The sequence below is a fragment of the Dyadobacter beijingensis DSM 21582 genome (assembly GCF_000382205.1).
Classification (GTDB): domain Bacteria; phylum Bacteroidota; class Bacteroidia; order Cytophagales; family Spirosomataceae; genus Dyadobacter; species Dyadobacter beijingensis.
In genome coordinates, this window is record NZ_KB907787.1 from 418,943 (window position 1) to 445,595 (window position 26,653).

Here is a 26,653-nt window from a genome sequence, read left to right on the forward strand (position 1 = left end):
CATTTTTTGGATATTGATTGTTATGAACAAATTTTTCCTGATCCTTTGCCTCTTCGCACTGTCCAATACCTATGCTCAAAATAATGCCGCCAACGCGCTCATCCTCGATACCGACATCGGCCCCGATTATGACGATGTAGGCGCTATGGCCGTCATGCACGCGCTGGCCGACAAGGGCGAAGTGAAGCCGCTGGCGGTGATTTCTTCCAATAAAAATGAACTGGTAGTACCCACGATCGAGATCCTGAATACCTATTTCGGCCGCCCCGAGCTGCCTACCGGTGCGCCGAAAGGCAAGGGCGCGAGCTTCGGTGCCACGCAGAAATGGCCGGAAATGCTGGTCGAAAAATATCCGCATAAGATTGCCAAAACCTCCGACGCGCCCGACGCGGTGGAAACTTACCGCAGACTGCTCGCCAGGCAGCCCGACCAGAGCGTGACGATCGTCACCGTAGGCTTCCTGACCAACCTCGCCGACCTGCTCGACTCCGGCCCGGATACGCATTCGCAGCTTTCAGGCAGCAACCTCGTTCGTAAAAAAGTGAAACGCCTCGTGTCGATGGCCGGCGGGTTTCCTAAAGGCAGGGAATACAATGTGCTCGTGGATTCGGTGGCGTCGGAAAAAGTGTTCGCCGAATGGCCTACGGAGATTCTTTTCAGCGGCTTCGAAATCGGAAAGGAGATCAAAACCGGCAAGCGCGTCGTTGCCAATGAAAGCCTGAAAAGCCCCGTGAAGGATGTTTTCGCCATGGCCATGCCACTGTCCAAAGGCGACGCGGACGGACGCATGAGCTGGGACCAGACGGCCGTATTGGTGGCCATTCGCGGTATTCAGCCTTATTTTAGCGTAAAAAGAGGAAAAATCACGATCGACGGTGGTAACAACAGCTGGCAGGACGACGCGATGGGCCCGCACGCCTACCTGACACCGAGTATGCCCTTCGAACAGCTCACCGCGCTGATCGAAGGACTGATGATGTGGCAGGGGAAATAGGCATTACACAATCATCGGGCTATCATCGCCGGGGGCAACCACATCGCCCGCGGCTTTTTTGATGACTTCCAAATCTGCTTTGAGCCGTTGGGTAAACAGCGCCACGTCGAAGCTGTGCACGACTATATTCACACCTTCCTTCATCCAGCGTATCTGCCGTTCCGGTTCCAGCGAAAAATGAATGCCGATCGCCAGCCCCTTTGCTCGGGTGGTACGGATAATATACGAAACCGCCTTTTCGAAATCGGGATGGTCGTACTGTTCGGGTAATCCGAGACTCACCGACAGGTCGTGCGGGCCGATAAATACGGCGTCCAGGCCTGGTACAGAGAGCAATGCATCCAGGTTATCCATCGCCGGCACGCTTTCGATATTGGCAATGCAAATGTTGCCCGCATTGTATTGATTCACATATTCACGTACATGGTCAGGCATCGGCACGGCGCCACTGAGGTAGCTGGCAAGTACCTCGCCTTTGAGCGGGCGGTATTTGGTGGCGCCCACGAGCTCGGTGATCTGCGCCGTCGATTCAAGGTAGGGGGCTACAATGCCCTTCGCGCCGGCATCGATGGCCTGGCAGGCGAGGTAGGGATCCGGGCAGGGGATGCGGACAATGGGCGTAATGCCCAAATGCCGGAACTGCTGGCACAATGCAGCGAGCTCGGTCCTGCCAAGCGGCACATGCTCCGTATCGAGAAACACAAAATCGACTCCCGTTTTTTGAATAGCCGCCGGCCACATCGGGGCCGTGGAAGTAATGCAGGTGCCGTACACATTGCCGCCGTTCCGGAGCTTGTCGAGTAAGGTGGGTTCCATTGGATGAATTATTGTTTCAAAAGCCATATTTCCGTCACCTGCGAGCCGCGCTCGCCCTCGCCGCACGTCCATTCGAAGGTTACTTTGCCGTCGGCGGTGGTGGCTCTGGGAATGTTGAATTCAAATGTGGGCTGCTCGCCGGTCTGGATAAAATCGTGGATTGTCTGGCCGTCGTCGGTGGTCATTTTCATGCGGGAGCGGAAACGGCCGGTGTAGGAAATGCGGATGCGGTAAGTCGCGCCCGGGTCGAGGTAATCGTAATGAATGCGCAACGGCTGGTCGTACAGCGTTTTGGCCTGCTTCATCCACGCTCGCGGCGTGATTTGTCCCTTAAAACCCGTCGCCTGTATTTCATCCACCCATTCCTCGCCGACGAGCCCGACGCCAAAACCAATGCGGGGCGATTGCAGGCTGCCGGGATCTTCCGCCCACGACAGGTTGGGTACGACGCGGTACCAGCTTTCGGGATCGCCGAAATGGTCGTAGAAACCACCCGGTCCCGGGTCGGTACGGTGCAGCACCTGGCCGAGTTCGCGGAGCATTTCAGCCTCGCTGCCGAGCTTTTCAATTCTTTTCAACTGGTCCAGCAGATAGGGCGCATCATTGAGCGGCATATTGATGAGGTCGATGAAATTACCCCGGCCCGACATCGCGCCATGTTTTTTCATTGTTAACTGCGCACCAATGCTTTTATACAAGGAATCGGCCAGGTCTTGACATTTCCGTTGGTAATCGGGCAGGATAGGTTCTTTCCAGGCTTTTTCAAATATCGATGTCGCTTCGCGCATGGCTTTCACGGCCCCGCCCGTACCTGCGGATGCGAGCGTGCGGCGCGCCTGTTGTTCCAGTTCGGTTTCATACATGAGCCGCTGCCGCGTATACGCGTCGAAGTACGCGCGGATAAGGCCCATTTGGAAACGTGGATTTTGAAGTAGTTTCGGTGGTGCGTGCTTTTCCAACGTCTGCCATTGCCGTAAAGTCCCGTCGATTCCGTCATTCGTAAGCACTTCCCCGCGCCAGTTTTTTTCCAGATCCACGATGGCCTGCGCTGCGGCTTCCTTGTATTCCGGGCCAAAAAACAGTCCGCTATAATCCCGCAAAGTTTCCATCACCGGCATTTCCGGGTCCCAATCCTGGTCACTCCAAACAAACTTGTTGACGTCGTCGTTCGTCCCTTCCGAGTAGCTCACGCTGCCGATGCCATATTGGTCCAGCGCATTGTGAATGACTTTTTCGTCGAATGGACGGGGATTAATGCTCTCGCGGCCGAGCGTCATCGCCCAGGTGAGGTCCCAATGCGGCATCGGATATTGTGCGGCGTAGTTATGTGTGATGTCGGGATAATGGCGGATGGGGATGGTTGGTTTGAGTATTTCCCGGATTCTGGCCACCGGAATTTTTACCCAGGGCCCGAACACGACGCCGCCAAACCACGGATACTCCTGATTGGCATGCTTAAAAAATGCATCGAACCAATGCTGCGTTGGCCGGAATACCTGTGGCGAAACCCAGATTTTAGCTTTCGGATGGTATTTCTGTAACACGACGGCTTCCTTTTCCAGCCAGCCGAAAAGCACGTCGGGTTCCAGCTCGCCGGGGTCGCCGGCCGGTACAAAAACGCCGTTCAGCTTCGGCAGACTGGCAAATACCTGGTCGCGCTCCGCGAGCTCGCTGGCAATGGAATCGGGATGGACGTAGTTTTTACCCATATTCGGATACCAAATGGAAACATCCAGCCCGTACGATTGGCAAATGCGGGATTGCTCGACGATCATTTGCGCCGCCGGAATTTTCATATGCCGGCTGGTTGCATCGTCGTCCGTGCGGGGAGGGAGTATTTCAATGGTATTCGCGCCGAATAGTGCCAATTCGCGGATATACTGGTCGAAAGCGGCGACGGTGAATGCATCGTAAGCGTTGGTTTTGGGACGATAACCTAGCTGATGGCCCCGCATCGGATATTTAGGGCTGGTACTAATTGCAAGGCGTTCTGAAATGAGCAATTTGCCGGACGTCATTTCCGCCTTCCGCAACATTCTTCCAACTCCGTAAAGAATACCTCGCGCGTCTTTGCCTGTGATGATGATGCTTCGTAATGCAGGAAGGGAAATGATTTTGAACCCTTCACTTTTGATCTCGGGCAATGCAGAAACCGCATTACGGTATTGCTCCGGCAACTTGCCCAGGTCGCTTTCAAGTGTGATTACAATGCTTTGGCCGTTTTTAGGCAGTTTTTTGACAATCGGCAAGCTGATCCCCGTCCGTTTTCCTACTTCATTTTGGAGCACTTCAATGCTTCTTAGCAGCACACTTTTGTCGGTAGGACTGTAAATCCGGCTTTTCGATAGATCAATGGATTGCGGCAATGCTGTTCCGGCCTGTAAGATCAGGAGTAGCAGAATGAAAAAACGTGAAGGTGTCGGGAAGCGCATGGACGGAAATCAGAGCTTGATGAATAGTCGTTTTTGGTAAAGCAGCCAGGCGGGAATGAAATTGATACAAACAAAAAACAGCGCGTAGAGCATGCTGGCCAGGCGCGGGTCCATGCCCGTTTGAGACAATGCATGCACAGCGTGGTGGTTCAGCGTATCTCCGCCGACCGGCATCACATAGAAAATGAGCGCCAGAATATCGGCCAGTACATAAGCCGTGATTGCATTCGCGCCGAAAATAACACCGGGTGCAATGCTTTTCCTGTTGCCGCGGATATCGACCAAATAGTAAAGCGCCCCCAGCAGCATCGCCGCAAAGCCCGAAGTGACGAGCACGAACGAGCTGGTCCAGAGATTTTCATTTACCGGAAAAATCAGTCCCCAAAAATACCCCAATGCCGCCGTTGCGAACCCGGCCGTGAAGAGGCAGTTGCTTTTCTCGTTAGGCGGGAGCGAACGCAGCATCAGCCGGCCTGCGAGCATTCCGGTAATGGTGGTGACGATGGACGGAAAAGTACTGAGGATGCCCTCCGGGTCCCAGTTTCCCTGCCACATTTTGCCCGGCAAATATTGCTGATCGACCCACGCGGCGAGGTTCATGCCCGGTTCGAGCACGACCTGGCCTGTTCCCGGAGTAGGGATCGTGGTCAGGGCGAGCCAGTAGAGCACAAGGATGGCGATGCCGGTGCCAAGTTGCTGTTTCCAGTTTGTATTTAAATACAGGACCGCACACACGAGGAACACGATCGCGATACGGTGAAGCGTGCCGGTGTAACGAAGATCCGGGAGATTGAAGTCGGGAAGCATGTTGAGGAACATCCCTACTGCGAAGATTTTCAGCGAACGAACAACGATTTTGCGGTATAGCGGCCACTTAGGTGCATTCAGCTGCTTCGAATAGGCAAATGCAATGGACACGCCTACGATAAACAGGAAGGTAGGGGCGATGAGATCGGTAAATGTGAGGCCATTCCATTTTGTATGCCTGAGGGTCGGAAACACGAAGTCCTCATGCCCCGGAAAGTTGACCATGATCATTGCCGCGATGGTAAAACCACGCATGGCATCCAGCGAAAGCAATCTCGACACCGGGCTGTTTTCCATATCAATGGGTTGTTGGGGGTAGTACTCAAATGGGAAATGAAAGGGCTATTCGATACGCTTTTTGCACCCTGTATTAGTATATTTTGCGCAATTGTCAGTAATTAGGAAGTTGTATCCTGAACTCCCGGAAAATCATCAATCCAGCCTTTTTGAACCCTATGAAGAAAATATTCCCGCTTTCGCTGATCCTGTTGAGCATGCTGCTGATTGCTGGCTGCAAAAGATCAGGCAATATTTCCAAGGAACAGGCCGAAAAAATTGCCGTTTCCTGGAAGCTTGTCAGCAATTTTACCGAACCTCAGGGGACGTTTAAAGCGCAGTTTACCATCCGCAACGAAAGCGATTTTACGTTGGACGATTCTAACTGGAAACTGTTCTGGAACATGTCGCCACGGCCGATCCAGTCGAACAAAACGCCACAACCGGCCGTCGTGGAGCATATCAACGGCGACTGGTACCAAATGGTGCCCGCGAAAGATTTTATCATGCGCCCGAAGGATTCGATGACCATTACCTACACCGGTACCGAGGGTGTGATAAAGGAAACGGATGCGCCGCTGGGCTTGTATTTCGTGTTTTACGACAAAGAAGGCAAAGAAAAGGAAATCGTTGAAGTGGCGGATTACACCATCGAACCATTCACGACCAAAGAGCAGATCCTGCGCGGTAAAATGGATTTGAAGGAAGTGCCGACCGCCGAAACACGCTACAAAGCCAATGCCGGATTTACCAGGCTTGGGGAGGACCAGTTGCTGAAAATCATTCCGAGCCCCGTGAAACTGGTTCCGGCCGCCGGTACTTTTACATTGACGGGCAAAACGAATGTCTATTACCAGGATGGTCTTGAAAACGAGGCTAAATACCTGATCAGCAAGCTCAAAGCATTGACCGGCACCGACTTGCCAATCCAGGCAGGCCTGCCTGGCAAACCTTCTTCCGAAGAACCTGCGATCGTTTTGAAAACGGGCAAGGTGACGGTAAACGGCGTTTCGAGCGAAGCCTATCATCTCAATATCAACCCAAGCGGTGTTACCATTGAAGGCAGCGATGCGGCCGGTGTTTTTTATGGCGTACAAAGCCTCCTGCAGCTCGCCCCGACGGATGCTTACCAGAAGGCCGTCGCTTCGATCGGCTTCGGGTTCGTACAGGTGCAGGACGCGCCGCGGTTCCAGTTCAGGAGCCTGCATTTGGACGTGGCGCGTAACTTCCAGACGAAGGAGTCGGTCAAGCGCGTCATCGATTTGCTTTCCGGCTATAAGGTCAATCACCTGCTGCTCTATACGACGGAGGACGAGGGCTGGCGGATCGAGATCGATGGGTTACCAGAGCTCACGCAAGTAGGTGCGCAACGCCAGCACATGTCGGGCATGAATGCGAACGCATTGCATCCGGGCTATGGCTCCGGGCCGGTCGCCAACGAGAAAGGAAAGCACGGAAGCGGCTATTACACGAAGGCTGATTTTATTGAAATACTCAGATATGCCCACGAACGGCACATCAAAATTATCCCGGAGCTGAATTTCCCCGGCCACGCGCTGGCGGCGATCAAGTCCATGGAGGCGCGGTACGAGCGCTTAATGAAGGAAGGGAAAGAGAAAGAAGCGAACGAGTACCGTTTGATCGACCCCGATGATAAGTCGGTGTACATTTCGGCGCAGGGGTATAAGAACAATGTCGTGAGCCCGGCGCGCGAATCGACTTACAATTTCTTTGTGAAAGTGGTGGACGAAATCGCGAAGCTGTACGAGCAGGCGGGTTTGAAAATGGATACCTTCCATACCGGCGGCGACGAGGTAGCGGATGGTGTGTGGACGAAGTCGCCGATGGCCGCGAAGCTGTTGGCGGAGCATCCTGAAGTGAAAGGCCCGCGCTATTTGCAGACGTATTTTTTCAGAAAACTGCTTCCGATGCTTGAAAAACGCGGCCTGAAAGTACATGGCTGGGAAGAAGTGGCATTGAACAAAACCGAAACCGGCGCTTACCTGGCTAACCCGGAATTCGTCGGGCACCAGGTGTATCCGTACGTTTGGAACAATGTGTATGATGTCGATCTGGGTAACCGACTGGCTAATGCGGGTTATCCGGTGGTGCTTTGCAATGTGACCAACTTCTATTTCGACATGTCATACAACAACGATCCGAAAGAGCCCGGCCTGTACTGGGGTGGATTTGTGGACACGCGCGACAACTGGGCATTTGCGCCATTCAATATGTTCCGTACCACCGAAGAAACGTCGATGGGCAAGCCGATGAAGCAGGAATTCGTCGGGAAACAGCAGATGAAACCGGAAGCCCGCAAAAATGTATACGGCATCGAAGCGCAGCTATGGAGCGAGACGATCAAAGGCCGGGATATGATGGAATATTCTATTTTACCTAAACTGTTGGGCTTCTCGGAAAGCGCCTGGGCGGCGGAAAGAAAGTGGGAAAATGTAGCCGATGATGCCGCCAGAAAAGTCATGATGGCCGAAGGCTGGAATATTTTTGCAAATTCGATAGCCCAAAAGCACCTCCCGAGACTAAAGTATATCAACGGGGGCTACAATTACCGCCTGCCTCAACCGGGCGCGATCATAGAAAACGGAATGCTGAAAGCGAATGTGGAGCTGCCAGGGCTGGCGATCCGCTACACGACCGACGGTTCCGAGCCTACCGAAACCTCGCAGCTTTATGAAAACCCTGTGAAAGTTTCGGGTACTGTTACGCTGAAAAGCTTCGACCTTGCCGGACGGTCGAGCCGCAGCAGTGTAGTGACAGTCCGTTGACCGAACTGATCGTTTAACAACGCGCTTATCGCTCAACTCCTCTCCGTCGATGAACATTGGTGTAGATATCGGCGGCACGAACATTCGTGCCGGTATCGAATCGGGTGGCCATATTACCCGGCAAAATCAGACATTACTGGCCAACAAACATTCGCTGTCGGCCACGCTCGACCAGCTGATGGACGTGATCCGTCCATTAACGGCGTACCCGGTGAAGGGCATCGGTATCGGTGTGCCTTCCGTGGTGGATGTGAGCAAGGGCATTGTGTATAACGTGATGAATATCCCCTCGTGGGAAGAGGTTGCATTGCGTGATATTGTGGAAAAGGAGTTCAACCTGCCGGTTTCGGTGAACAACGATGTAAACTGCTTTATCCTCGGCGAGCACCGGTTTGGCCTCGCACGGAAGTTCCGTTCGGTGATCGGGATGGCGATCGGGACGGGGCTGGGCTCGGGCATTATCATCGATAACCATTTGTACGCAGGCAAAAACTGCGGAGCGGGGGAGATCGGTATGTTGCCTTACAAGGATTCGATCCTCGAAAATTACGTTTGCAGCCGGTTTTTTGAAGATTCGCTCGGTATCGACGCATTCGCGGCGCACGAGGCGGCCTTGAAAGGCAGCAAGCGGGCTATCGAGGTTTGGGAAGAATTCGGGGTGCACCTGGGCGCGGTGATCAAAGCCATTATGTACACCTACGATCCGGAGGCGATCGTCATGGGCGGTTCCATTGCCAAGGCCAACCGCTTTTTCCAGGACAGCATGCTTGATAGCATCCAGGATTTCGCTTACCCCGAATCGTTGAAGAAATTGACATTACTGTTATCAGAAAACGAGAATATCGCATTGCTGGGCGCAGCGGCATTGCTCGGCGATTGAGTAAATGCGTATTCCAGCTTAAATTGGGTTACAAAACCACGGGCCTGTCCATGCAACGGAACATTTTCATAGTTATCCTGATCTTCCTGATCTTTTTCGTCATTTCCTTTCTGACCAACATCCTCGGTCCGATCATCCCCGACATTGTCAAAAGTTTCGATCTGAGCATTGGTCTTGCGGGTTTTCTGCCGTTCGCATTCTTCGTCGCTTATGGGGTAATGTCCATTCCGGCGGGGCTGATGGTGGAAAAGTTTGGTGAAAAAGCAATGCTGATCGGTGCATTCTTCCTAGCATTCGGCGGTGCATTGCTCTTTGCATTGATCCCCAGCTTTACCATTGCATTGTCCTCGTTGTTCCTGATCGGCATCGGCATGGCTATTTTGCAGGTGGTGATCAACCCGCTGCTCCGGGTGTCGGGCGGGGAGGAGAAATTTGCTTTCTATTCGGTGCTGGCGCAGCTTTTCTTTGGGGCGGCATCGTTTCTGAGCCCCTTGCTTTACAGCTATCTGGTGCTGAATGTGCATTCCCGGAATGGATATTCGGAGAGTTCCGGTTTTTTGATTGATATATTAAATGGATTAGTACCCGAAAACCTGAAATGGGTGTCGCTTTACTGGGTGTTTGCGGCGATTGCACTGCTAATGGTCGTGGTGATTGCCCTGGTACGGTTCCCGAAGGTGGAACTGTTGGAAGACGAGCGGATCGATGTCGGGAAGTCGTTTGCCGAACTCGCCGCGAACAAGCTGGTGTGGGCATTCTTCCTGGGTATTTTCGCGTACGTGGGCACGGAGCAGGGCATTGCCAACTGGATTTCCCAGTTTTTACAAACTTATCACGAGGTCGATCCGGCTACCACGGGTGCGTCGGTAATTTCCTATTTCTGGGGGCTGCTCACGATCGGCTGTTTCCTGGGATTGATCCTGCTGAAAATCTTCGATAGCCGGAAAGTGCTGATTTTCTTCACCTGCGGCGGCATTGTATCTTTACTTATCGCATTGTTCGGTTCAAAAGACATGGCATTGATCGGGTTTCCGATGGCCGGCTTCTTCGCTTCGGTGATGTACTCGGTGATTTTTTCGCTGGCATTAAACTCCGTCCCAAAACATCACGGGACGTTCTCAGGCATTCTGTGCGCGGGCATTGCAGGCGGCGCGGTGGTGCCGCTGATTGTCGGCGGGCTGGGGGAGCTGGTCGGGCTGCGATTTGCGATGCTTTTCCTGCTCATTCCGCTGGGCTATATCCTGAGCATTGGCCTATGGGCCAAACCGCTGGTGAACAACGAAACGGTTTCCAGCGTCAGAGAGCTGTTTAAAATGGGTTAATTCAGACGGTCATCAGGCTTTCAGCTGAGGCAAATTCCCTTTCTATTTATGTACAAAATCATTCTCCTGCTCGATTTTGCCGAAGAATACAGCAAAAGCCTGATGAAGGGGATCAATGCGTATTCGCGGGAATTCGGTCCGTGGATCTTCTGTCGGATGCCGCTTTTTCACCGCGAGACGATCGGGATCGACGGTATCCTCAAATGGGCGCTCGAATGGGGCGCCGACGGGATCGTGGGGCAGCTATATAATAAGGAAATAGATAAAATCATCCGCGCCGGCATCCCGGTGATCGCGCAGGATTTCAAGGAACGGTTCACCGAAATCCCGAACATTACGGGCGCTTACCACGAGGCCGGACAGATCGGCGCCGATTATTTCCTGAAAAAGGGCTTTACCAATTTCGCATTCTACGGTTTCAACGACATCGTGTGGTCACGCGAGCGTGCGGAAGGTTTTGAAGAGCATTTGCGCAAAAAGGGCCATAAGGTGCATTATTTTGAGCATAAAAAGGCGCGCTCGACGGAGCTTTGGTACTACAAGCCGAGCTCGCTGAGCCGCTGGCTGAAATCGCTCCCGAAGCCGATCGGGCTCATGACCTGCGACGATAACCAGGGCCAGCACATCACGGAGGCGTGCCGGCACGTAGGCATACGGATACCCGAGGAAGTGGCCGTTTTGGGCGTGGATAACGATGAAATGATCTGCGACCTGTCGGACCCGCCGCTATCGAGCATTGCGCTGGATGTAGAAAAGGGCGGTTACGACGCGGCCAAACTGCTCGATCATATGATTAAGCACGGCACCGCCGGGTTTTACGATGTGGTCGTACGGCCCACGCAGGTTATTACCCGCCATTCCACGGACATTTACGCCACCAACGACGACCATATCGCATCTTCATTGAAGTACATTCACCAGAATATCGACAAAAACCTGCACGTGGACGAGGTTGTGAAGCAGGTACCGCTCTCGCGGCGTGCATTGGAAAAGCGGTTTCTGGAAATCACCGGTTACCCGATTTACAAGTACATTTTCAACCTCCGTATCGAGAAATTCACCCAGAAACTGCTCGATACCGACATGTCGGTTTTCGAAATAGCGCTTGATATGGGGCTGGGGGATAGCAAAAATATAGCCCGCCAGTTCAGGCAGGCTAAGGGATGCAGTCCGAGTGCTTATCGGAACAAATATCTGGCCGGGAAGTGAGCGTATGAGTTTAGAGTTTATGAGTTTAGAGTTCAAAGTCAAATTTTAAACCGCAATTCTGAACTCTGAACTCTCAACTCTCTACCAGATCACAATCCGGGACGAATCGGGCAATACCATTTTGCTTCCGGCGCCGCAGCTCCATGCTGCCTGGAATTCTTTCAAATGCGGTAGCGGGCCGTTAATGCGGTCGCGAGCGGGCGAGTGCGGGTCGGTTTGTACCTGGTTGCGCAATGCTTCGTCGGTGGTGTTCATGTGCCATACCTGCGCCCAGCCGAGGAAGAAGCGCTGTTTCCAGGTGAATCCGTCGATCGGTTCCGGCTCCTTACCATTGAATGATTTTTCCAAAGCATAATAGGCCAATGTCAGCCCGCCGAGGTCGGCCACGTTTTCGCCGATGGTTAATGCGCCGTTGATTTTGAAACCGGGCAATGCTTCGATGCCGCTGAAATAATCGATGTAGCGTTTGGTCAGCTTGTCGAAATTGGTGCGGTCGGCGGCGGTCCACCAGTTTTTGAGGTTACCCTCGTCGTCGAACTGCGAGCCCTGGTCGTCGAAACCGTGGGTAAACTCGTGACCGATCACGGCGATGATACCGCCGTAGTTGATCGCATCGTCGGCATTGCGGTTATAGAATGGCGGTTGCAGGATACCTGCCGGGAATACCACCTCGTTGTTCAGCGGGTTATAGTAGGCATTCACCGTCTGCGGCGTCATGAGCCATTCCTTCTTGTCCACCTCTTTCCCGATTTTCTTCACATTCTCCTTATGCGCATAAAGCGAAGCGGAAATGACGTTTTCGAACAGTTTATCAGGCGCGATCTCGATCGACGAATAGTCCTTCCATTTATCGGGATAGCCGATTTTATAGGTAAATGCTTTGAGCTTTTTATGCGCTTTCGCCTTGGTGGAATCGCTCATCCAGGTCAGCTTGTCGATGCGCTCGCCGTACACGGTCCGCACGTTTTCGATCATTTCGGATACCTTCTTCTTATCCTCTTCCGGGAAATATTTCTTCACGAACAGTTTTCCTAACGGCATTCCCAATAATCCATCGGTAGAGCGGATGGCGCGTTCCACACGACCTTTCTGCTGCTTGGTACCGCGCATGACAGTCGCGAAGAAGCGGAAATCCTCCTGGTCGAACTGTTTGGGCAGGTAACCAGCGAAGCGCGATAGCAGCTGCCATTTGGTGTACAGCTTTAAAGTTGCGATCGGCGTTGCTTTCAGGAGCTTGTTCAGGTTTTGCAGATAGGGCTTGTTCTGCACAATGAGGGTGTCGGTCTTGACATCCTGCTTCTCGGCAAATGTCTTCTGGTCGAAATCCGGTATCAGTTTCTCGAAATCGGCGAATGACATCCGGTTGTAGGTTTTCACCGGGTCGCGGAGCTCCACATTGGTGAGTTGCAGCCTGGCGACTTTCGTTTCAAAATCGAGGATGGTCTGGCCCGGATTGGCTTCGGGGAAGCCGGCCATCGAAAACATCTTGTCGATATGCTTTACAAATTCGCTGCGCACTTTCACCGTACTGGAATCGGCGCGTTCGTAGTAGCTTCTCTCGCCGAGGCTGAGGCCGTCCTGGCCCTGGTACAGCACATTGATTTTACTGTTCCGCAAATCACCTTCCACGCCAAATCCCGTCACGGATTCTACGCCTACCTTCTGCATTTCACCCGCCACCGAGGCAAGGTCTTTCAGCGAAGCGATCGCATTGATCTTGTCGAGATAAGGTTTTAAAGGCTCCAATGCACGTTTTTCGACGGTCGCCGTGTCGAGGAACGACTGGTAGTAATCGGCGATCTGCTGCTCTTCGGTCCCTTTTTTGCGGTCCTGAACCTTGGTGATTTCTTCGATAATGCCTTTCAAGCGCACTTCTTTATTCTCTTTATCGAGAATTCCGAATGCGCCCCAGCGGCTTTCGGTACCGGGAATGGGGTTGTTTTTCTTCCAACCGCCATTGGCATACTTATCAAAGTCGTCGCAAGCCCTGGCCGTCGAATCCAGCGAGCTCACATCGAAGCCCGGTACTTTGGTGGTGTCGGTTTCTTCCTTCTCTTTTTTGCATGCTGCCAGGCCGACTACAAGGGCCAGTGCGGCAGCACGGAATGCGGCTGATTTCATTTTATGATGTATTTGTTTTTGAAGTATGTAAAATCACATTAGTGAATGCCTCCCATCCAGCCTTTGATCGGCTTCCAGAAAACAAGCAGGATCAGGCCGAAAATGGTGGTAATAATAGCTACCTGGTTGAACAGGGCCGGCATTTGCATAATATTCGATTCGTCGAAACCGCCTGCGAAAAGTCCGGCGATGAGGTTACCGAGCGACGCGCCCACAAACCAGATCCCCATTAGCTGGCTCACATAACGCTTAGGGGCTAGTTTGGTATAGGAACTCAACCCGACAGGGCTCACGCAAAGCTCGCCGATCGTGTGGAGGAAGTAGGTAAATGTGAGGAAAAACGGCGAAGCAAGCTCGCCCTTCACCGCGATATTGGAAGCGGCCACCATCACGAAGAAGCTGAGACCAAGCAATATCAAACCCATCGCAAACTTGACGGGAATGGAGGGGTTACGGTTTTTGGAAGAAAGTGAAATCCAAAGGCTCGCCAGCACGGGCGCGAAGATGAGTACGAAAGTTGGCTGGAAGTTCTGGAACCAGCTGGACGGTACTTCCCATCCGCCGATCATGCGCTGGGTATGGCGCTCGGCAAAAATCTGCAACGAAGTGCCCGCCTGCTCATAGCCCGCCCAAAACAATGCAATGGCCAGGAAGAGTATGATCAGTACGCCGACGCGGTATTTTTCCACGCGCGTAAGCCCGCCCGCCACGAGGATAAACAGGAAGTAGGCGGCGGAAATGGAAACGATAATGATACCGGCACCTTGTGCGAGGCCCTGGGCGGTGGTCATATTAATGGTACCGGTGGATTGCAGCACAATGAGGAACACGACCAGCAGTGCGATGAGCCCATAACCCAGCATTTTGCTGTTGCCCGAGGCCGGTGCACCTGCTTCCTGGGAATCTTCTTTGGCCGATGGCACGTCGCCGAGCCCTTTCAAATGCGTGGCGCTGCCATACCGGAATACGATCAACCCGAGCAACATGCCTATCGCTGCCGCACCGAAGCCCATGTGCCAGCTCACTTTTTCGCCCAGGTAGCCTACGATGGCGATACCGAGGAAGGAGCCAAGGTTAATACCCATATAAAAGATGGAGAATGCCGCGTCACGGCGTGCGCCGCCTTCGGGGTAGAGCTCGCCTACGATGGAGCTGATGTTCGGTTTTAAAAGACCGGTACCAATGGCCACCGTACAAAGCCCTAAAAAGAATATGACCGACCCGGCGGGTACGGCCAAAATAATGTGCCCCAGCATGATGACGATACCGCCGTACCAAATGGCCTTTTTTTGACCCAAAATGTTATCTGCCAACCAGCCACCGGGCAATGTGAGCAAGTAAACGGAAGCGGTATAAAGCCCGTAAATAGCCGTCCCTTCGGCTGCACTCATTCCCATTCCGCCTTTGATATTGTCGAGGAGGAAAAGCAGTAGAATGGCCCGCATGCCGTAGTAGCTGAAACGTTCCCACATTTCGGCAAAGAACAAGACATACAGTCCTTTGGGATGTTTTTGGGAAATCTGTGAAGACATAGAAGAGAAGTGTTTTATTTGGTTTTTGGGGTTGTAAACGGTACGTTTTTATCGTGCAAGATAGGAATTATGGGTAAATATCAATCAATCAGCAAAATAAAAGCGGTAGCAGCTTCGAATGCTGCTACCGCTTTTAATGAACGGTTGAAATGGCTCGTTATTTGACGGAGAATGATCCTTCGCCGATCGAAAATCCTTCGGAATAAAGCTCGATGGTGTACTTGCCGGAGGTGAATGGCGCGTCGCGGTCGTACATAATGCTTACGTCCTGGTTGTTATTGGAATACATTACATCTTTGCTGATGGTGTAGCCTTGTTCCTGTCCGTTATACTGGAAAACGCCGGAGCCGGTTTTAGTATCGGAAATGGTGGCACCGCTGGGATCGATGATACGCATATACACGGTTTTGTTGTCGGTCGTGGTCAGCGGGTTCTTTTCCAGAATGAAATCTACCCGTACCTTGTCCACCCTTTTGGATTTGACATTTTCGCCCTCCCGCACTTTGCCTTTGGAAGATACCGCGTACACTTTCACATTACGCGCACGGAGTGCAGAAGCCATCGTTACCTTCGATTCCAGCTCGGTGTTCTTGGCTACCACGCCGCTTAGCGAGTCGCGTACCGCCTGACGGCTGGTTTGGAGTTCGTTCCGTTCCTGGGTCAGGCCTTCGTTCTGGCTGATGAGCTGCTGGTTTTCTTCGCGCAGCTGCGCGATTTCGGTGTCTTTCTGGGTCAGGAATTGTTCGTATTCCTTGATTTTCCGGCCCATATTAGCATTACCCTTGCGCAAGGACGCCCGGTCGTTTTCGAGTGACGCTTTTACTTTCTGCAATTCTGCAATGTCGCCGCCGAGGCCTTGTACTTCCAGAATGCGCGCGTCCAGCTGTTTGGAGATCGAGTCGAGCTTGATTTCAGAGGCTGCAAGTTCCCTGACCCGGGTTTCGAGGTCTGTTTCCTGCTTTTGTGTGATGTTGTGTTCTTTGTAATACAGGTATCCGAACACGGCCGCCAGGATGGTCATCAGGATCAGTCCTACGACCAAACCGGTATTGCTTTTCCTTTCCATAAATCTACGTTTAGGTTTTGGTGATATAGATTATGGAATTTGTACAAAAAAGCGTGCCACTACTATACGTAGCTAGTAATCGCCCCCGGCACCACCGCCGCCGAAGCTGCCGCCTCCAAACCCGCCGAAACCACCACCGTCGCCGCCGCCGAATCCGCCCCAGTTGCCGGAACTGCTACCGCGGCCCGAATGCGTGGTATAGGGAAAGAAGATGGGGGGCACGCCGAGGTCGCGGTAGCCGCGGTTACCGCCGCCTCCGCCGCGGTTACGGAAGATAAAGATGAGGATGATCACGAATATGATCACGAAAATGAGCACGGGAGGGAATCCTCCGCCCTCGCCATTATCCTCTTTCGGATCGGCCTTGTACTCGCCAGTGGCATATTTGAATATCATATCCACGCCGTCGTTCAAGCCCTGGTAAAACTGCCCGGCTTTGAACTGCGGTGTGATGACCTGTGATACAATGCGTTTCGCGATCGCATCGGGGATAGCGCCTTCGAGGCCGTAACCCGTCGCGATAAAAACCTTCCGCTCCTTGGGCGCCCACAACAGTACGATACCGTTATTCTTACCTTTTTGCCCCACGCCCCAGTCCGTGCCTAGCTTGAATGCATAGTCGGCGATAGGGTAATCTCCCAATGTCGGTACAATCACGACTACGATCTGTGACGACGTCGAGTCATTGTAGGCGACGAGCTTTTGTTCCAACTGCGCTTCCTCCGAGGGGTTGAGCTGGTTGGCCAGGTCGTTTACGAGCCTTGGGGGATCGGGTTTGGGAGGGATGTCCTGCGCCTGCACGCCCGCGAGGGCCGCTATGACGAGCAGTATATATAAGATGAATTGCTTCATAGGATTAATAGCCGAACGAAATGTCGTCCGGAAGTTCGTTGATGTCGCCGGACTGGTAGGGGAAATGCTTTTTGAGTTGGATGCCCGCTTCCAGGATACCGTGCCGCAGCCCTTCCTTGAACTCGCCGGCCTTAAAATGGTTGCGCAAGAGCTCTTTGGTACTGTCCCAAAAGTCGGCGGTTACCTTTTCGTCAATACCTTTATCGCCCAGCACGGCAAATTTCCGGTCCTCGTGGGCGAGGTAAAACAATACCCCGTTGCGTTCGGCGGTTTCGTGCAGATGCAGAAAGAGGAACACCTCCCTGGCGCGGTCCATGACGTCGGGGGCAGGACATTTTCTTTCGATATGCACTTTCACCTCCCCGGAAGTCTGCTTTTCCGCTTCCTGGATCGCTTCAACAATGTATTGCTGCTCTTCCTCGGTGAAAAATAGGGGTTCGCTTGCCATGGGCCGGACTGCTGCTGTTGGGTGATAAAATGATTGCGCCGGACTTGGTCGGTCCGGCGCAGCGATTAGAATTGTACGGTTGGCGCTTTGTCGGAACCCGGAGCGGCCGTGAAGTAGCCTTTCTGGGCGAAGCCGAACACTCCGGCGAAGAGGTTGGTCGGGAAGGTGCGTACCTCCTGGTTATAATCTTTCACCACCGTGTTGAACTTGCCGCGCTCTACCGATATGCGGTTCTCGGTGCCTTCGAGCTGGGCCTGCAATTCCAGGAAGTTCTGATTGGCTTTCAGATTCGGATACTGTTCCACCGAAACGAGCAGTCGCGACAATGAACCGCTCAGCTGGTCTTGCGCAGCCTGGAACTTGGCGATGTTTTCGGGGGTCAGCTGATCGGCGCTGATGGTCGTTTGCGTTGCCTTGCTGCGCGCTTCGATTACCGCGGTGAGCGTGCTTTTTTCAAAATCCGCTGCACCTTTCACGGTGTTGACGAGGTTCGGAATAAGGTCGGCGCGGCGCTGATACTGGCTTTCCACACCCGCCCATGATTCTTTTACTACCTCATCTTTTTGCACGAGGCCATTATATTTACCGCAGCCAACGAATCCGAGAATCAGAACTACGACGATAACTGCAATGAGTCCTTTTGACATTGTAATATTCAGTTTAGAGTTATTGAATGTGGTTCAAAGTTGACCAAAGCTAGCAAAACTTTGAGAAAAACTATATGAGCGGTTCCATAGGGCAATATTGCCTGGTTTAAGCCGGATCAGTCTTCGCCGACACCGGCCGTATTGTTCCATCTTCCCCAGTTCACGGATGCCTCGTAATCCATCAGGAGGCTTTCAAAATACATTGCGCCCCAGGTCCAGTTAATATCCAGATCGTCGACGAGGTACTGGGCCGCGGTCCCGCGTTCGGCGGCGGTAATGAAGCCGGTGGTATTGAGCTTACGCATAATTTCGTTGATCGTCCGGTCTTCCGTTTGGGCGTTCGTCCATTTGCCGAAAGCAGCGTGATCGTTGGTCCAGCGGCGGAAGAAATGATGCTTCACCCCGCTCGGTTTGAACATCCGCGGGCCGTACCGTAACAATGTCCAATGCCAGAATTCCCGTTTTAACAGGTTGGTTATGATCGCATCTTCCGTTACAGCATGCGACTGGGCCACTTTTACGCTCCTGTAAATGTAGGAAGCCGAAATGCAGCCCAGCGAGAGCCAGTCGGAGAGGCGGGTATCGGTCAACGGCTCTGCGGACGGGTAGGAAATGTCTTTTTTGACATAATCTTCAACATATGCTTTCAATGCCGCCAACGCGTGCGACTCGCCGCCCGGTGATGTTTCCGGTGCGCCTGCGGGGATCTCTTTCGGGTCGATACCCAGCTCGGGCAGGCCCGGCATAGCGCCGGCTTCGTAGTCTGCGGGTAATGTAATTTTCTCCGGTGTCGGGAATTGTTCCTTGATTTTCAGGTCGTTGCTCAGCTGGCCGGCGAACTCCGCAAATGCGGAAGGTAGCTTGGAAACGGGGAAAGGCAGGTCGAACGCATTCACCATCGTATCCATCCAGAACAGCTTGATGTCCACATTCGCCAGTTTGAGATTTTTACTCAATGAGGATTCGATGCGGGTTTCCTGCGGGGCGATTTCCTTGCTGGTATACACATAATCCGCGTCGTAGTCTTCCGCAAGTTTGGCGACGATCGCTTCGGGTGCGCCCGTGCGTATGATGAGGTCGCCGCCTTTATGCCGGATATTTTCACGGAGCTCCGCCACGGATTCGATCAGGAAGCGGGCGCGCAATGCGCTGGTGCGGCGGAAACCAAGCTTTGTTTTTTCAAATTGGCGTGGATCAAAAACATATACCGGGATGATTTCACCGGCGGAGCTAACGGCAGCGGCAAGCGCCTGGTTGTCCTTTAACCTCAAATCATTCCTGAACCAATAGATAATGCGTCGGGCCATTAATACAAACTGATAAGTACTCGTTGGGATGTTTATAAATGCAAGTATACAAAAAATGACACGTCGGCATGACCCGGGCTGCCTATGAAAAAGCCCGCTGTGAACGGATCGGTTCGCAGCGGGCTTTGGTATGGTTGGGTAAAATCAGTAGCTCAGGATGGTGAATTCCGTGCGGCGGTTGCGTTGGTGCTCTTCCTCGGTTTTGGCGTTCGGAATGATGAGCTCCCTTTCCCCATAGCCTTTGGCCTCCATCCGGTCGGCCTCGATGCCTTTGGAATTCAGGTAGGCCACGGCGGATTCGGCGCGGTTCTGCGAGAGCGTCATGTTATAGGCGTCGGTCGCACGCGCATCCGTATGCGAGCTGAGCTCGATGGTCATCGTCGGGTTGTCTTTCAGAATCTGGACAAGCTTGTCGAGTTCCACCGCGGCGTCGGGACGGATATTGTATTTGTTCAAATCGTAATAAATGTTTTCCAGAACGAAGGTTTTGTTCAATTCCAGCTTGTCGAGCTTGATCGTCACATTGAATGTAGTGTCTGTTAACTCTTTGGTGAGGAAGATCGGCGGAATATTCCGTCCCGACATCGAGAACGGCTCGCGTTTGCTGATATAGCCTTTGCGCTGCACGAGTAACTGGTAGGATTGGCCTTCTTCGACGGGCTGCCGACCAAACTTGCCATCTTTGGCAGTCGGGAATTCGGCAATCTGTGTATCCGAAGTATCTGGCAGAATGTGTACGACAGCCGAGTCGATCGGGGTAGGGGTTTCACCATTGGCAATCACATTTCCACCGAGGAAATAGCGTACCACTTTCCGTTTGCCGTTTATGAAGTTGGGGTTGTTCGGATTGAGCGGATCGTTGGGGTCGCTGTGCTTGGCAACGGTGGTCGTGTCTTCTTCCTCCGGCCCTGAAAAATAGTAAATGTCGTCATCGCCCTTGCCGCCGTCACGGTTTGAAGCGAAGAAGCCCTTATTGAGATCCTTGTAAAACACCAGTCCAAAGTCGTCTTGGGGGCTGTTAAACGGAAGCCCCATATTTTCGATCGTGATCACACCTTGCGTCCGGGTAGCTGAAAACAGGTCGAGTTTGCCGAGGCCAGGGTGGCCGTCGGATGCAAAGTAGAGCTTTCCGCCTTCCGCTACGTAGGGAAACATATCGTCACCGGCGGTATTAATGTCGCGGCCCATATTAACGGGGCGGCTGAACCGGCCGGAGGCATCCATATTGGTGCGGTAAATGTCGATACCGCCTACGCCGCCGGCGCGGTTGGAGGCGAAATAGAGCGTCTTGCCGTCGCGGGAGAATGCGGGCGAGCCATCCCATGCAAGCGAATCGTTAATGGGGAGCAGGGCGGGTGGTGTCCATTGGCCGTTGATGTTGCGGCTCATGTAGAGATCCACATCCGGCGATTTGTCTTTTTTCTTGCCGGTATTACTCCTGGCGAATACGAGCGTTTTGCCATCGGGCGAGAACGCGGGAGACGCGTCGTGAGCTTCCGGCGCAAAAACTTCCTGGCTAAAAAGAACAGGGTTGCCCTGTGTACTGCCAGGATCGGAAGCGATATTGATTTTGTAAAGCCCCAGCATCGGCTGGCCGTTGTTGGTGTAAATCTTCTCTTTTTTAGAAGCGGAGAACACTAGCTCATTGCCTACGACGGTCGGCGAGAACTCCGAGCCGGCGGTATTCAACGGAAGGTCTTTGAGTGTGACTTCCATTTTTGTCGTTTTCAGGCGGTCGGCAATGCGGATGATTTCCACTTCGCGCAATGCCCTTTCCTGCAAATTCTGGGCTACATTCTGGGTTTTTGCGAACTCGGAGAATTGTGCGGAAGCATCGGCATACTCGCCGGTGGTTTTCAATGCATAGGCATATTGAAAACGGGCGTCGGGATTCGTAATGCCGCCGTCGAGCGCTTTTTTATAATAGGGAATGGCTTCTTTGAAGCGGTTGGAGAGGCGGTACGACTCGGCGATGAGGTAGCTCGTCTGCACGGGTTCATAGTTGGCTTCGGCTGCTTTCTGGAAACCCTTGATCGCGAGATCATACTCGCCGTTTGCAAATTTCTTCTGACCGTCTTTATAGGCCTGCATCGCCGAATTGCATCCGGACAAGTATAAGCAAAGGGCAAAACAAATTATGAGAGTAAAGTAACTCCGGAAAAGTTTCATAATGTAAAGTATAAAATCAAGATTCGACGCGCACTGGGTTTCTGAAAAACAATACTAATAAACAACGTTTGGAAATAAAATTCAGGATACTAGATAGGAAGAATTTTATTCGAATCTGACCCCTTGTGACCACTTCCTGACAACCCTTCCTGCCGAATGGTAGGAAATGGATAAAAAAAGTTGTTAACGGTTTGTAAATCAAGGATGGTTTATTACTTTTGCAGTCCGATTTTTCGGGAAAAGTGTTTATATAACAAACGATCGGTTAGCTAACCGGATCAAAATCAAATTGTTAAATGCCTACTATTTCACAATTAGTCCGTAAAGGTAGAGAGACCATTACATGGAAATCCAAGTCTCCGGCTTTGGATTCATGCCCTCAGCGCAGGGGCGTGTGCACCCGGGTGTACACAACTACGCCTAAGAAACCGAACTCCGCGCTTCGTAAAGTAGCCCGTGTTCGTCTTTCGAACAACAAGGAGGTGAATGCCTACATCCCAGGTGAAGGCCACAACCTGCAAGAGCACTCGATCGTATTGATCCGCGGTGGTCGTGTGAAGGATTTGCCAGGTGTTCGTTACCACATTATCCGTGGTGCATTGGATACCGCCGGTGTTAACGGACGTAAACAACGTCGTTCTAAATATGGTGCGAAGCGTCCGAAACCAGGACAAGCTCCGGCAGCGCCAGTAAAAGGTAAGAAAAAATAAAAAGTAACTCTCTCTGCTTTTATTAAGTAATTCAATCTTATAAAAGGGAAGTAATCCTGGCATTTACCCCAGGGTGAATAAGTTGCAAAACGAAACCTCGTTAAAAAAATTAAGACAAAATGAGAAAGTCGAAACCTAAGAAAAGATATATCCTTCCTGATCCGAAGTTCAGGGACGTACAGGTTACCAAATTCGTAAACAACCTGATGTACGAAGGAAAGAAGAGCATTGCTTTCACTATTTTCTATGATGCATTGGAACTGGTTGAGAAAAAAACCAGCGAAAATGGCCTGGAAACATGGAAAAAGGCACTGAACAATGTTACCCCTTCCGTAGAGGTGAAGAGCCGTCGCGTGGGTGGTGCTACTTTCCAGGTTCCTACCGAAGTTCGTCCTGAGCGCAAGCAGTCACTGGGCATGAAATGGTTGATCAACTATTCCCGCAAGCGTGGTGAAAAGACAATGGTTGACCGTCTGGCTGGCGAAATCATCGCTGCTGCGAAAGGTGAAGGTGCTGCTGTGAAGAAGAAAGACGATACGCACCGTATGGCAGATGCCAACAAGGCGTTCTCGCACTTCCGTTTCTAAGCAGGAGCGCAGACATAATGAATGGTCGGGAGCCCGGTTTGTCCGGGTTCCCGATTTTTATTTTAATGGTTTTGAGAAAAATAACTTTTCCTTAATTGTTTTTATAATCAACAATTTATACTTTTGCGCTCTGAATTTTCAAAACCAGCAGTTTACGCTGAGCAGAAAGTTCGAACAGCTTCGCATTGAATTGCACTTTGAATATAAAAAAACACATCACCATCTGTCATGGCACGTGATTTAAGATTAACAAGAAACATAGGTATTGCTGCGCACATCGATGCCGGTAAAACGACGACAACGGAGCGTATCCTTTACTACGCAGGGGTTAGCCACAAAATCGGAGAAGTGCACGATGGTGCTGCTACGATGGACTGGATGGAGCAGGAGCAGGAGCGTGGTATCACTATTACTTCCGCTGCTACGACTGTTAACTGGAACTACCGCAACGAAAAATACCACATCAACATCATCGATACTCCGGGGCACGTTGACTTTACCGTAGAGGTAAACCGTTCACTCCGCGTATTGGATGGTCTTGTGTTCCTTTTCAGTGCAGTAGATGGTGTTGAGCCTCAGTCTGAAACAAACTGGCGCCTTGCTAACAACTATAATGTAGCGCGTATCGGTTTCGTGAACAAAATGGACCGTTCGGGTGCAGACTTCCTGAAAGTTTGTACGCAGGTGAAAGAAATGCTGGGCAGCTACGCTGTACCTCTTCAATTGCCTATCGGTGCAGAAGATACTTTCCGTGGCGTGGTTGACCTCGTTAACTTCCGCGGTATCGAGTGGAACGAAGCTGATAAAGGTATGACTTTCACCGAGGTGCCTATTCCTGACGATATGCTGGAAGAAGCTACCGAATGGAGAGAGAAATTGCTCGAAGCGGTTGCTGAGTTCGACGAGACTTTGATGGAGAAATACTTCGAAGATCCTAACTCCATCACAGAAGACGAAATCCTTGCGGCATTGCGCGCTGCGACTATCAGCATGAAGATTGTTCCGATGGTTTGCGGATCTTCTTTCAAAAACAAAGGCGTTCAAACCATGCTGGATTACGTGATGGCTATCCTGCCTTCACCACTGGATCGCGAAAACATCGTTGGTACAGATCCGCGCACAGGTAACGAAATCAGCCGTAAGCCGTCAGAAACAGATCCTTTCTGCGCGCTTGCATTCAAAATTGCAACTGACCCTTACGTAGGTCGCCTTTGCTTCATCCGTTCTTACTCGGGTGTACTTGAATCAGGTTCATATGTATTGAACAACCGTTCAGGTAACAAAGAGCGTATCTCCCGTATTTTCCAAATGCACGCTAACAAGCAAAATCAGATCGATAAGCTGGAAGCAGGTGATATTGGTGCGGTAGTAGGTTTTAAAGATATCAAAACAGGAGATACCCTTTCAGAGGAAAAATCGCCTATCATCCTCGAATCAATGGTGTTCCCGGAACCGGTAATCGGTTATGCGATCGAGCCTAAGAAAGCGGCTGACAGCGATAACTTCTCGAAAGCGATCACCAAACTGATCGAAGAAGATCCGACGCTTCAGGTTGAATCGAACGAAGAGACTGGTCAGACGATCATCAAAGGTATGGGTGAGCTTCACTTGGAAATCATCATCGACCGTATGCGTCGTGAGTTCAAAGTGGAAGTAAACCAGGGTGCTCCTCAGGTTGCTTACAAAGAGATTCTTACCAAGAACTTCGAACACCGTGAGGTTTACAAGAAACAAACGGGTGGTCGTGGTAAATTCGCCGATATCGTATTCGAAATCGGACCACGTGACGACAACGAAGAAGGCAAAGAGCCAAAAACCGGTTTGCAGTTTGTGAACGAAGTTGTGGGTGGTGCTATCCCTCGCGAATTCATCGCTCCTGTTCAGAAAGGTTTCGAAGCTGCGATGATCAACGGTGCGCTTGCCGGGTTCCCATTGGATTCCATGAAAGTGCGTTTGTTCCACGGTTCATTCCACGATGTCGATTCAGATTCACTCTCTTTCGAATTGGCTGCCAAGCTTGGTTTCAAAGAAGCTGCACGCAACGCCGGATCGAAATTGCTGGAACCTATCATGCACGTGGAAGTTCTGACTCCGGACGAGTATACTGGTCCTATCACAGGTGACTTGAACCGTCGTCGTGGTATCATGCGCGGTATGGACACCCGTAACGGTGCGCAGGTGATCAAGGCTGATGTACCTTTGTCGGAATTGTTCGGTTACGTAACTGACCTTCGTACCATGTCATCAGGCCGTGCTACTGCATCCCTGACATTCGCTTACTACGAAATCGTACCGAATAACATCGCTGAGGGTGTTATCGAGAAGGCGAAAGGCCTCGTTAAGGCTTAATAAAATGAATGCGTTGCAGGAGCAATTCTGCAACGCATTTTTATGATATAGCCTGTGAAGTAAATGGTTCTTTCACAGGTGTAATTGTCAGGCAACCTGATGAGATTTTCTGAACCGGAAACAAACCAATACAATGAATCAAAAGATCCGTATCAAACTTCGGTCATTCGACCACAACTTGGTTGACAAATCAGCTGAGAAAATCGTTAAGGCAGTAAAGGCGACAGGCGCGGTAGTAAGCGGTCCTATTCCTTTGCCTACAAAGACAGAGAAATTCACTGTTCTTCGTTCGCCGCACGTTAACAAAAAATCGAGAGAGCAATTCCAGCTTTGTACCTACAAGCGTTTGGTGGACATTTTCTCTACAAGTGCAAAAACGGTAGACGCCCTGATGAAGCTCGAATTGCCAAGCGGCGTTGACGTAGAGATCAAAGTTTAGTATTACCGGCTTAGTTAAGCCAACTACATAAATTGGATGAAGGTCCGGGTTCCTCTGGAAACCACATCTGAGCTCAGAAAAGCCTGACAGGCACGCAGTTAATGGCGATATCAGTCAGCTTCTCACAAAATGAGGTCAGATGTTCGTTCATCTGACCTTTTTTGCTGATTATCAGCGAGAAATATTTTTAGGCTGTTAGGATATAAAATTCGTTTTTTCTACCTTTGCAGTCCGTTTTAAAGAATAAGGGGTTTTACCTGCTAAATTTAAATTTCAAACATGTCTGGTTTAATTGGTAAAAAAATCGGAATGACTAGTTTGTACAATGCTGACGGGCAGGCTCTGGCATGTACTGTGATCCAAGCTGGTCCTTGTGTTGTTACACAAGTTAGGTCCGAAGAAAAGGATGGCTATAAGGCTATCCAGTTAGGTTTTGGTGAGAAGAAAGAAAAGAACACCTCCCAGCCTCTGATTGGCCACTTCAAGAAAGCCAACACGACTCCCAAGCAAAAATTGGTTGAGTTCAAGGAATTCGAAGTGGAACATGAACTTGGAACTTCATTGTCCGTACAGGACATCTTTGAAGAAGGCGAGTTTGTTGACGTAGTAGGATCTGCCAAAGGTCGCGGTTTCCAGGGTGTTGTAAAACGTCACGGATTCGGCGGGGTAGGTGGTCAGACGCACGGTCAGCATAACAGGGCCCGTCACCCAGGTTCGATTGGTGCTTGTTCATTCCCATCACGCGTATTCAAAGGTATCCGTATGGGTGGACGCATGGGTAACAATCGTGTAAAGATTCAGAATTTGCGTATTCTGAAAGTGATACCTGAGCAGAACATTCTTGTAGTGAGTGGCTCAGTACCGGGTTCAAAGAATTCATTTCTAATCATTGAGAAGTAGTACC

21 protein-coding genes are annotated in these 26,653 nt (G+C 51.5%); 10 read left to right on the plus strand and 11 right to left on the minus strand.

Translation table 11 applies throughout. From position 1 onward, the window contains the following. The first annotated feature begins 22 nt into the window (after nt 1-22). Nucleotides 23-994: a nucleoside hydrolase gene (locus tag H144_RS0108930; RefSeq protein WP_019941717.1), complete on the plus strand. Its 972-nt coding sequence runs from the start codon at nt 23-25 to the stop codon at nt 992-994. Between the two features lie 3 nt (nt 995-997). On the opposite strand, the gene H144_RS0108935 is transcribed toward H144_RS0108930, so the two are convergent. The 3 genes from H144_RS0108935 to H144_RS0108945 are packed head-to-tail and all read right to left on the minus strand — an operon-like array spanning nt 998 to nt 5,346. Beyond that, nucleotides 998-1,810, minus strand: coding sequence for an HpcH/HpaI aldolase family protein (locus H144_RS0108935; RefSeq protein ID WP_019941718.1), 813 nt, complete (start codon nt 1,808-1,810; stop codon nt 998-1,000). A gap of 8 nt (nt 1,811-1,818) precedes the next feature. Further along, on the minus strand, nt 1,819-4,242 hold the full coding sequence (locus tag H144_RS0108940; protein ID WP_019941719.1) for a hypothetical protein: 2,424 nt from the start codon (nt 4,240-4,242) through the stop codon (nt 1,819-1,821). A 9-nt stretch (nt 4,243-4,251) separates the two neighbouring features. Then, nucleotides 4,252-5,346: an acyltransferase family protein gene (locus H144_RS0108945; protein ID WP_019941720.1), complete on the minus strand. Its 1,095-nt coding sequence runs from the start codon at nt 5,344-5,346 to the stop codon at nt 4,252-4,254. A 158-nt stretch (nt 5,347-5,504) separates the two neighbouring features. Between H144_RS0108945 and H144_RS0108950 the strand changes: the two genes are divergently transcribed. The 4 genes from H144_RS0108950 to H144_RS0108965 are packed head-to-tail and all read left to right on the plus strand — an operon-like array spanning nt 5,505 to nt 11,522. Next, nucleotides 5,505-8,111: a family 20 glycosylhydrolase gene (locus tag H144_RS0108950; RefSeq protein ID WP_019941721.1), complete on the plus strand. Its 2,607-nt coding sequence runs from the start codon at nt 5,505-5,507 to the stop codon at nt 8,109-8,111. A gap of 49 nt (nt 8,112-8,160) precedes the next feature. Next, the gene (locus H144_RS0108955) at nt 8,161-8,991 is read left to right on the plus strand and encodes an ROK family protein (RefSeq protein WP_019941722.1); all 831 of its coding nucleotides are present in this window, start codon (nt 8,161-8,163) and stop codon (nt 8,989-8,991) included. A 50-nt stretch (nt 8,992-9,041) separates the two neighbouring features. Continuing rightward, entirely contained in the window at nt 9,042-10,313 is a 1,272-nt protein-coding gene (locus H144_RS0108960) for an MFS transporter (RefSeq protein WP_026350527.1), read from the plus strand. A gap of 48 nt (nt 10,314-10,361) precedes the next feature. Continuing rightward, on the plus strand, nt 10,362-11,522 hold the full coding sequence (locus tag H144_RS0108965; protein WP_019941724.1) for an AraC family transcriptional regulator: 1,161 nt from the start codon (nt 10,362-10,364) through the stop codon (nt 11,520-11,522). Nucleotides 11,523-11,603: 81 nt separating this feature from the next. Here H144_RS0108965 and H144_RS0108970 read toward each other — a convergent pair whose 3' ends face one another. The 8 genes from H144_RS0108970 to H144_RS0109005 form a co-directional block, all read right to left on the minus strand. Further along, nucleotides 11,604-13,643: a M13 family metallopeptidase gene (locus H144_RS0108970; protein ID WP_019941725.1), complete on the minus strand. Its 2,040-nt coding sequence runs from the start codon at nt 13,641-13,643 to the stop codon at nt 11,604-11,606. 38 nt (nt 13,644-13,681) lie between these two features. Continuing rightward, complete coding sequence (locus H144_RS0108975; RefSeq protein WP_026350528.1) at nt 13,682-15,175, minus strand: peptide MFS transporter; 1,494 nt, start codon at nt 15,173-15,175, stop codon at nt 13,682-13,684. 157 nt (nt 15,176-15,332) lie between these two features. Next, nucleotides 15,333-16,241, minus strand: a complete 909-nt coding sequence (locus H144_RS0108980) for a DUF8428 domain-containing protein (protein WP_019941727.1) — start codon at nt 16,239-16,241, stop codon at nt 15,333-15,335. Nucleotides 16,242-16,313: 72 nt separating this feature from the next. Further along, nucleotides 16,314-17,093: a TPM domain-containing protein gene (locus tag H144_RS0108985; protein ID WP_019941728.1), complete on the minus strand. Its 780-nt coding sequence runs from the start codon at nt 17,091-17,093 to the stop codon at nt 16,314-16,316. Between the two features lie 4 nt (nt 17,094-17,097). Further along, a complete protein-coding gene (locus tag H144_RS0108990; RefSeq protein ID WP_019941729.1) occupies nt 17,098-17,541 on the minus strand; it encodes a TPM domain-containing protein in 444 nt (147 codons plus the stop codon). Between the two features lie 65 nt (nt 17,542-17,606). Further along, a complete protein-coding gene (locus H144_RS0108995; RefSeq protein WP_019941730.1) occupies nt 17,607-18,188 on the minus strand; it encodes a LemA family protein in 582 nt (193 codons plus the stop codon). A 116-nt stretch (nt 18,189-18,304) separates the two neighbouring features. Further along, complete coding sequence (locus tag H144_RS31640; protein ID WP_019941731.1) at nt 18,305-19,495, minus strand: deoxyribodipyrimidine photo-lyase; 1,191 nt, start codon at nt 19,493-19,495, stop codon at nt 18,305-18,307. A gap of 144 nt (nt 19,496-19,639) precedes the next feature. Next, nucleotides 19,640-21,664, minus strand: a complete 2,025-nt coding sequence (locus H144_RS0109005) for a CHU_0125 family OmpA-like outer membrane integrity protein (protein ID WP_026350529.1) — start codon at nt 21,662-21,664, stop codon at nt 19,640-19,642. Between the two features lie 296 nt (nt 21,665-21,960). Here H144_RS0109005 and rpsL point away from each other — a divergent pair, with 296 nt between their 5' ends. The 5 genes from rpsL (at nt 21,961) to rplC (ending at nt 26,649) form a co-directional block, all read left to right on the plus strand. Then, nucleotides 21,961-22,374 (plus strand): 30S ribosomal protein S12, encoded by a 414-nt coding sequence (gene rpsL, locus H144_RS0109010; protein WP_026350530.1) that lies wholly within the window; start codon nt 21,961-21,963, stop codon nt 22,372-22,374. Between the two features lie 119 nt (nt 22,375-22,493). After that, nucleotides 22,494-22,961 carry a 30S ribosomal protein S7 gene (gene rpsG / locus H144_RS0109015; protein ID WP_019941733.1) on the plus strand — a complete coding sequence of 156 codons (468 nt, stop codon included), beginning with the start codon at nt 22,494-22,496 and terminating at the stop codon, nt 22,959-22,961. 228 nt (nt 22,962-23,189) lie between these two features. Continuing rightward, nucleotides 23,190-25,310 carry an elongation factor G gene (gene fusA / locus H144_RS0109025; protein WP_019941735.1) on the plus strand — a complete coding sequence of 707 codons (2,121 nt, stop codon included), beginning with the start codon at nt 23,190-23,192 and terminating at the stop codon, nt 25,308-25,310. Between the two features lie 133 nt (nt 25,311-25,443). Further along, nucleotides 25,444-25,749: a 30S ribosomal protein S10 gene (gene rpsJ, locus H144_RS0109030; protein WP_015813787.1), complete on the plus strand. Its 306-nt coding sequence runs from the start codon at nt 25,444-25,446 to the stop codon at nt 25,747-25,749. A gap of 279 nt (nt 25,750-26,028) precedes the next feature. Further along, the gene (rplC, locus tag H144_RS0109035) at nt 26,029-26,649 is read left to right on the plus strand and encodes a 50S ribosomal protein L3 (protein ID WP_015813788.1); all 621 of its coding nucleotides are present in this window, start codon (nt 26,029-26,031) and stop codon (nt 26,647-26,649) included. Nucleotides 26,650-26,653 lie beyond the last annotated feature (4 nt).

Excerpts from the sequence above, each read along its gene's own strand:
- rpsJ (WP_015813787.1), top strand. The coding sequence starts at position 25,444 with ATGAATCAAAAGATCCGTATCAAACTTCGGTCATTCGACCACAACTTG.
- H144_RS0108960 (WP_026350527.1), top strand. The coding sequence starts at position 9,042 with ATGCAACGGAACATTTTCATAGTTATCCTGATCTTCCTGATCTTTTTC.
- H144_RS0108955 (WP_019941722.1), top strand. The coding sequence starts at position 8,161 with ATGAACATTGGTGTAGATATCGGCGGCACGAACATTCGTGCCGGTATC.
- fusA (WP_019941735.1), top strand. The coding sequence starts at position 23,190 with ATGGCACGTGATTTAAGATTAACAAGAAACATAGGTATTGCTGCGCAC.
- H144_RS0108945 (WP_019941720.1), bottom strand. The coding sequence starts at position 5,346 with ATGGAAAACAGCCCGGTGTCGAGATTGCTTTCGCTGGATGCCATGCGT.
- H144_RS31640 (WP_019941731.1), bottom strand. The coding sequence starts at position 19,495 with ATGGCCCGACGCATTATCTATTGGTTCAGGAATGATTTGAGGTTAAAG.
- rpsL (WP_026350530.1), top strand. The coding sequence starts at position 21,961 with ATGCCTACTATTTCACAATTAGTCCGTAAAGGTAGAGAGACCATTACA.
- H144_RS0108985 (WP_019941728.1), bottom strand. The coding sequence starts at position 17,093 with ATGAAGCAATTCATCTTATATATACTGCTCGTCATAGCGGCCCTCGCG.
- H144_RS0108950 (WP_019941721.1), top strand. The coding sequence starts at position 5,505 with ATGAAGAAAATATTCCCGCTTTCGCTGATCCTGTTGAGCATGCTGCTG.
- H144_RS0108975 (WP_026350528.1), bottom strand. The coding sequence starts at position 15,175 with ATGTCTTCACAGATTTCCCAAAAACATCCCAAAGGACTGTATGTCTTG.
- H144_RS0108930 (WP_019941717.1), top strand. The coding sequence starts at position 23 with ATGAACAAATTTTTCCTGATCCTTTGCCTCTTCGCACTGTCCAATACC.
- rplC (WP_015813788.1), top strand. The coding sequence starts at position 26,029 with ATGTCTGGTTTAATTGGTAAAAAAATCGGAATGACTAGTTTGTACAAT.
- H144_RS0108990 (WP_019941729.1), bottom strand. The coding sequence starts at position 17,541 with ATGGCAAGCGAACCCCTATTTTTCACCGAGGAAGAGCAGCAATACATT.
- H144_RS0108980 (WP_019941727.1), bottom strand. The coding sequence starts at position 16,241 with ATGGAAAGGAAAAGCAATACCGGTTTGGTCGTAGGACTGATCCTGATG.
- H144_RS0108995 (WP_019941730.1), bottom strand. The coding sequence starts at position 18,188 with ATGTCAAAAGGACTCATTGCAGTTATCGTCGTAGTTCTGATTCTCGGA.
- rpsG (WP_019941733.1), top strand. The coding sequence starts at position 22,494 with ATGAGAAAGTCGAAACCTAAGAAAAGATATATCCTTCCTGATCCGAAG.
- H144_RS0108940 (WP_019941719.1), bottom strand. The coding sequence starts at position 4,242 with ATGCGCTTCCCGACACCTTCACGTTTTTTCATTCTGCTACTCCTGATC.
- H144_RS0108970 (WP_019941725.1), bottom strand. The coding sequence starts at position 13,643 with ATGAAATCAGCCGCATTCCGTGCTGCCGCACTGGCCCTTGTAGTCGGC.
- H144_RS0108965 (WP_019941724.1), top strand. The coding sequence starts at position 10,362 with ATGTACAAAATCATTCTCCTGCTCGATTTTGCCGAAGAATACAGCAAA.
- H144_RS0109005 (WP_026350529.1), bottom strand. The coding sequence starts at position 21,664 with ATGAAACTTTTCCGGAGTTACTTTACTCTCATAATTTGTTTTGCCCTT.
- H144_RS0108935 (WP_019941718.1), bottom strand. The coding sequence starts at position 1,810 with ATGGAACCCACCTTACTCGACAAGCTCCGGAACGGCGGCAATGTGTAC.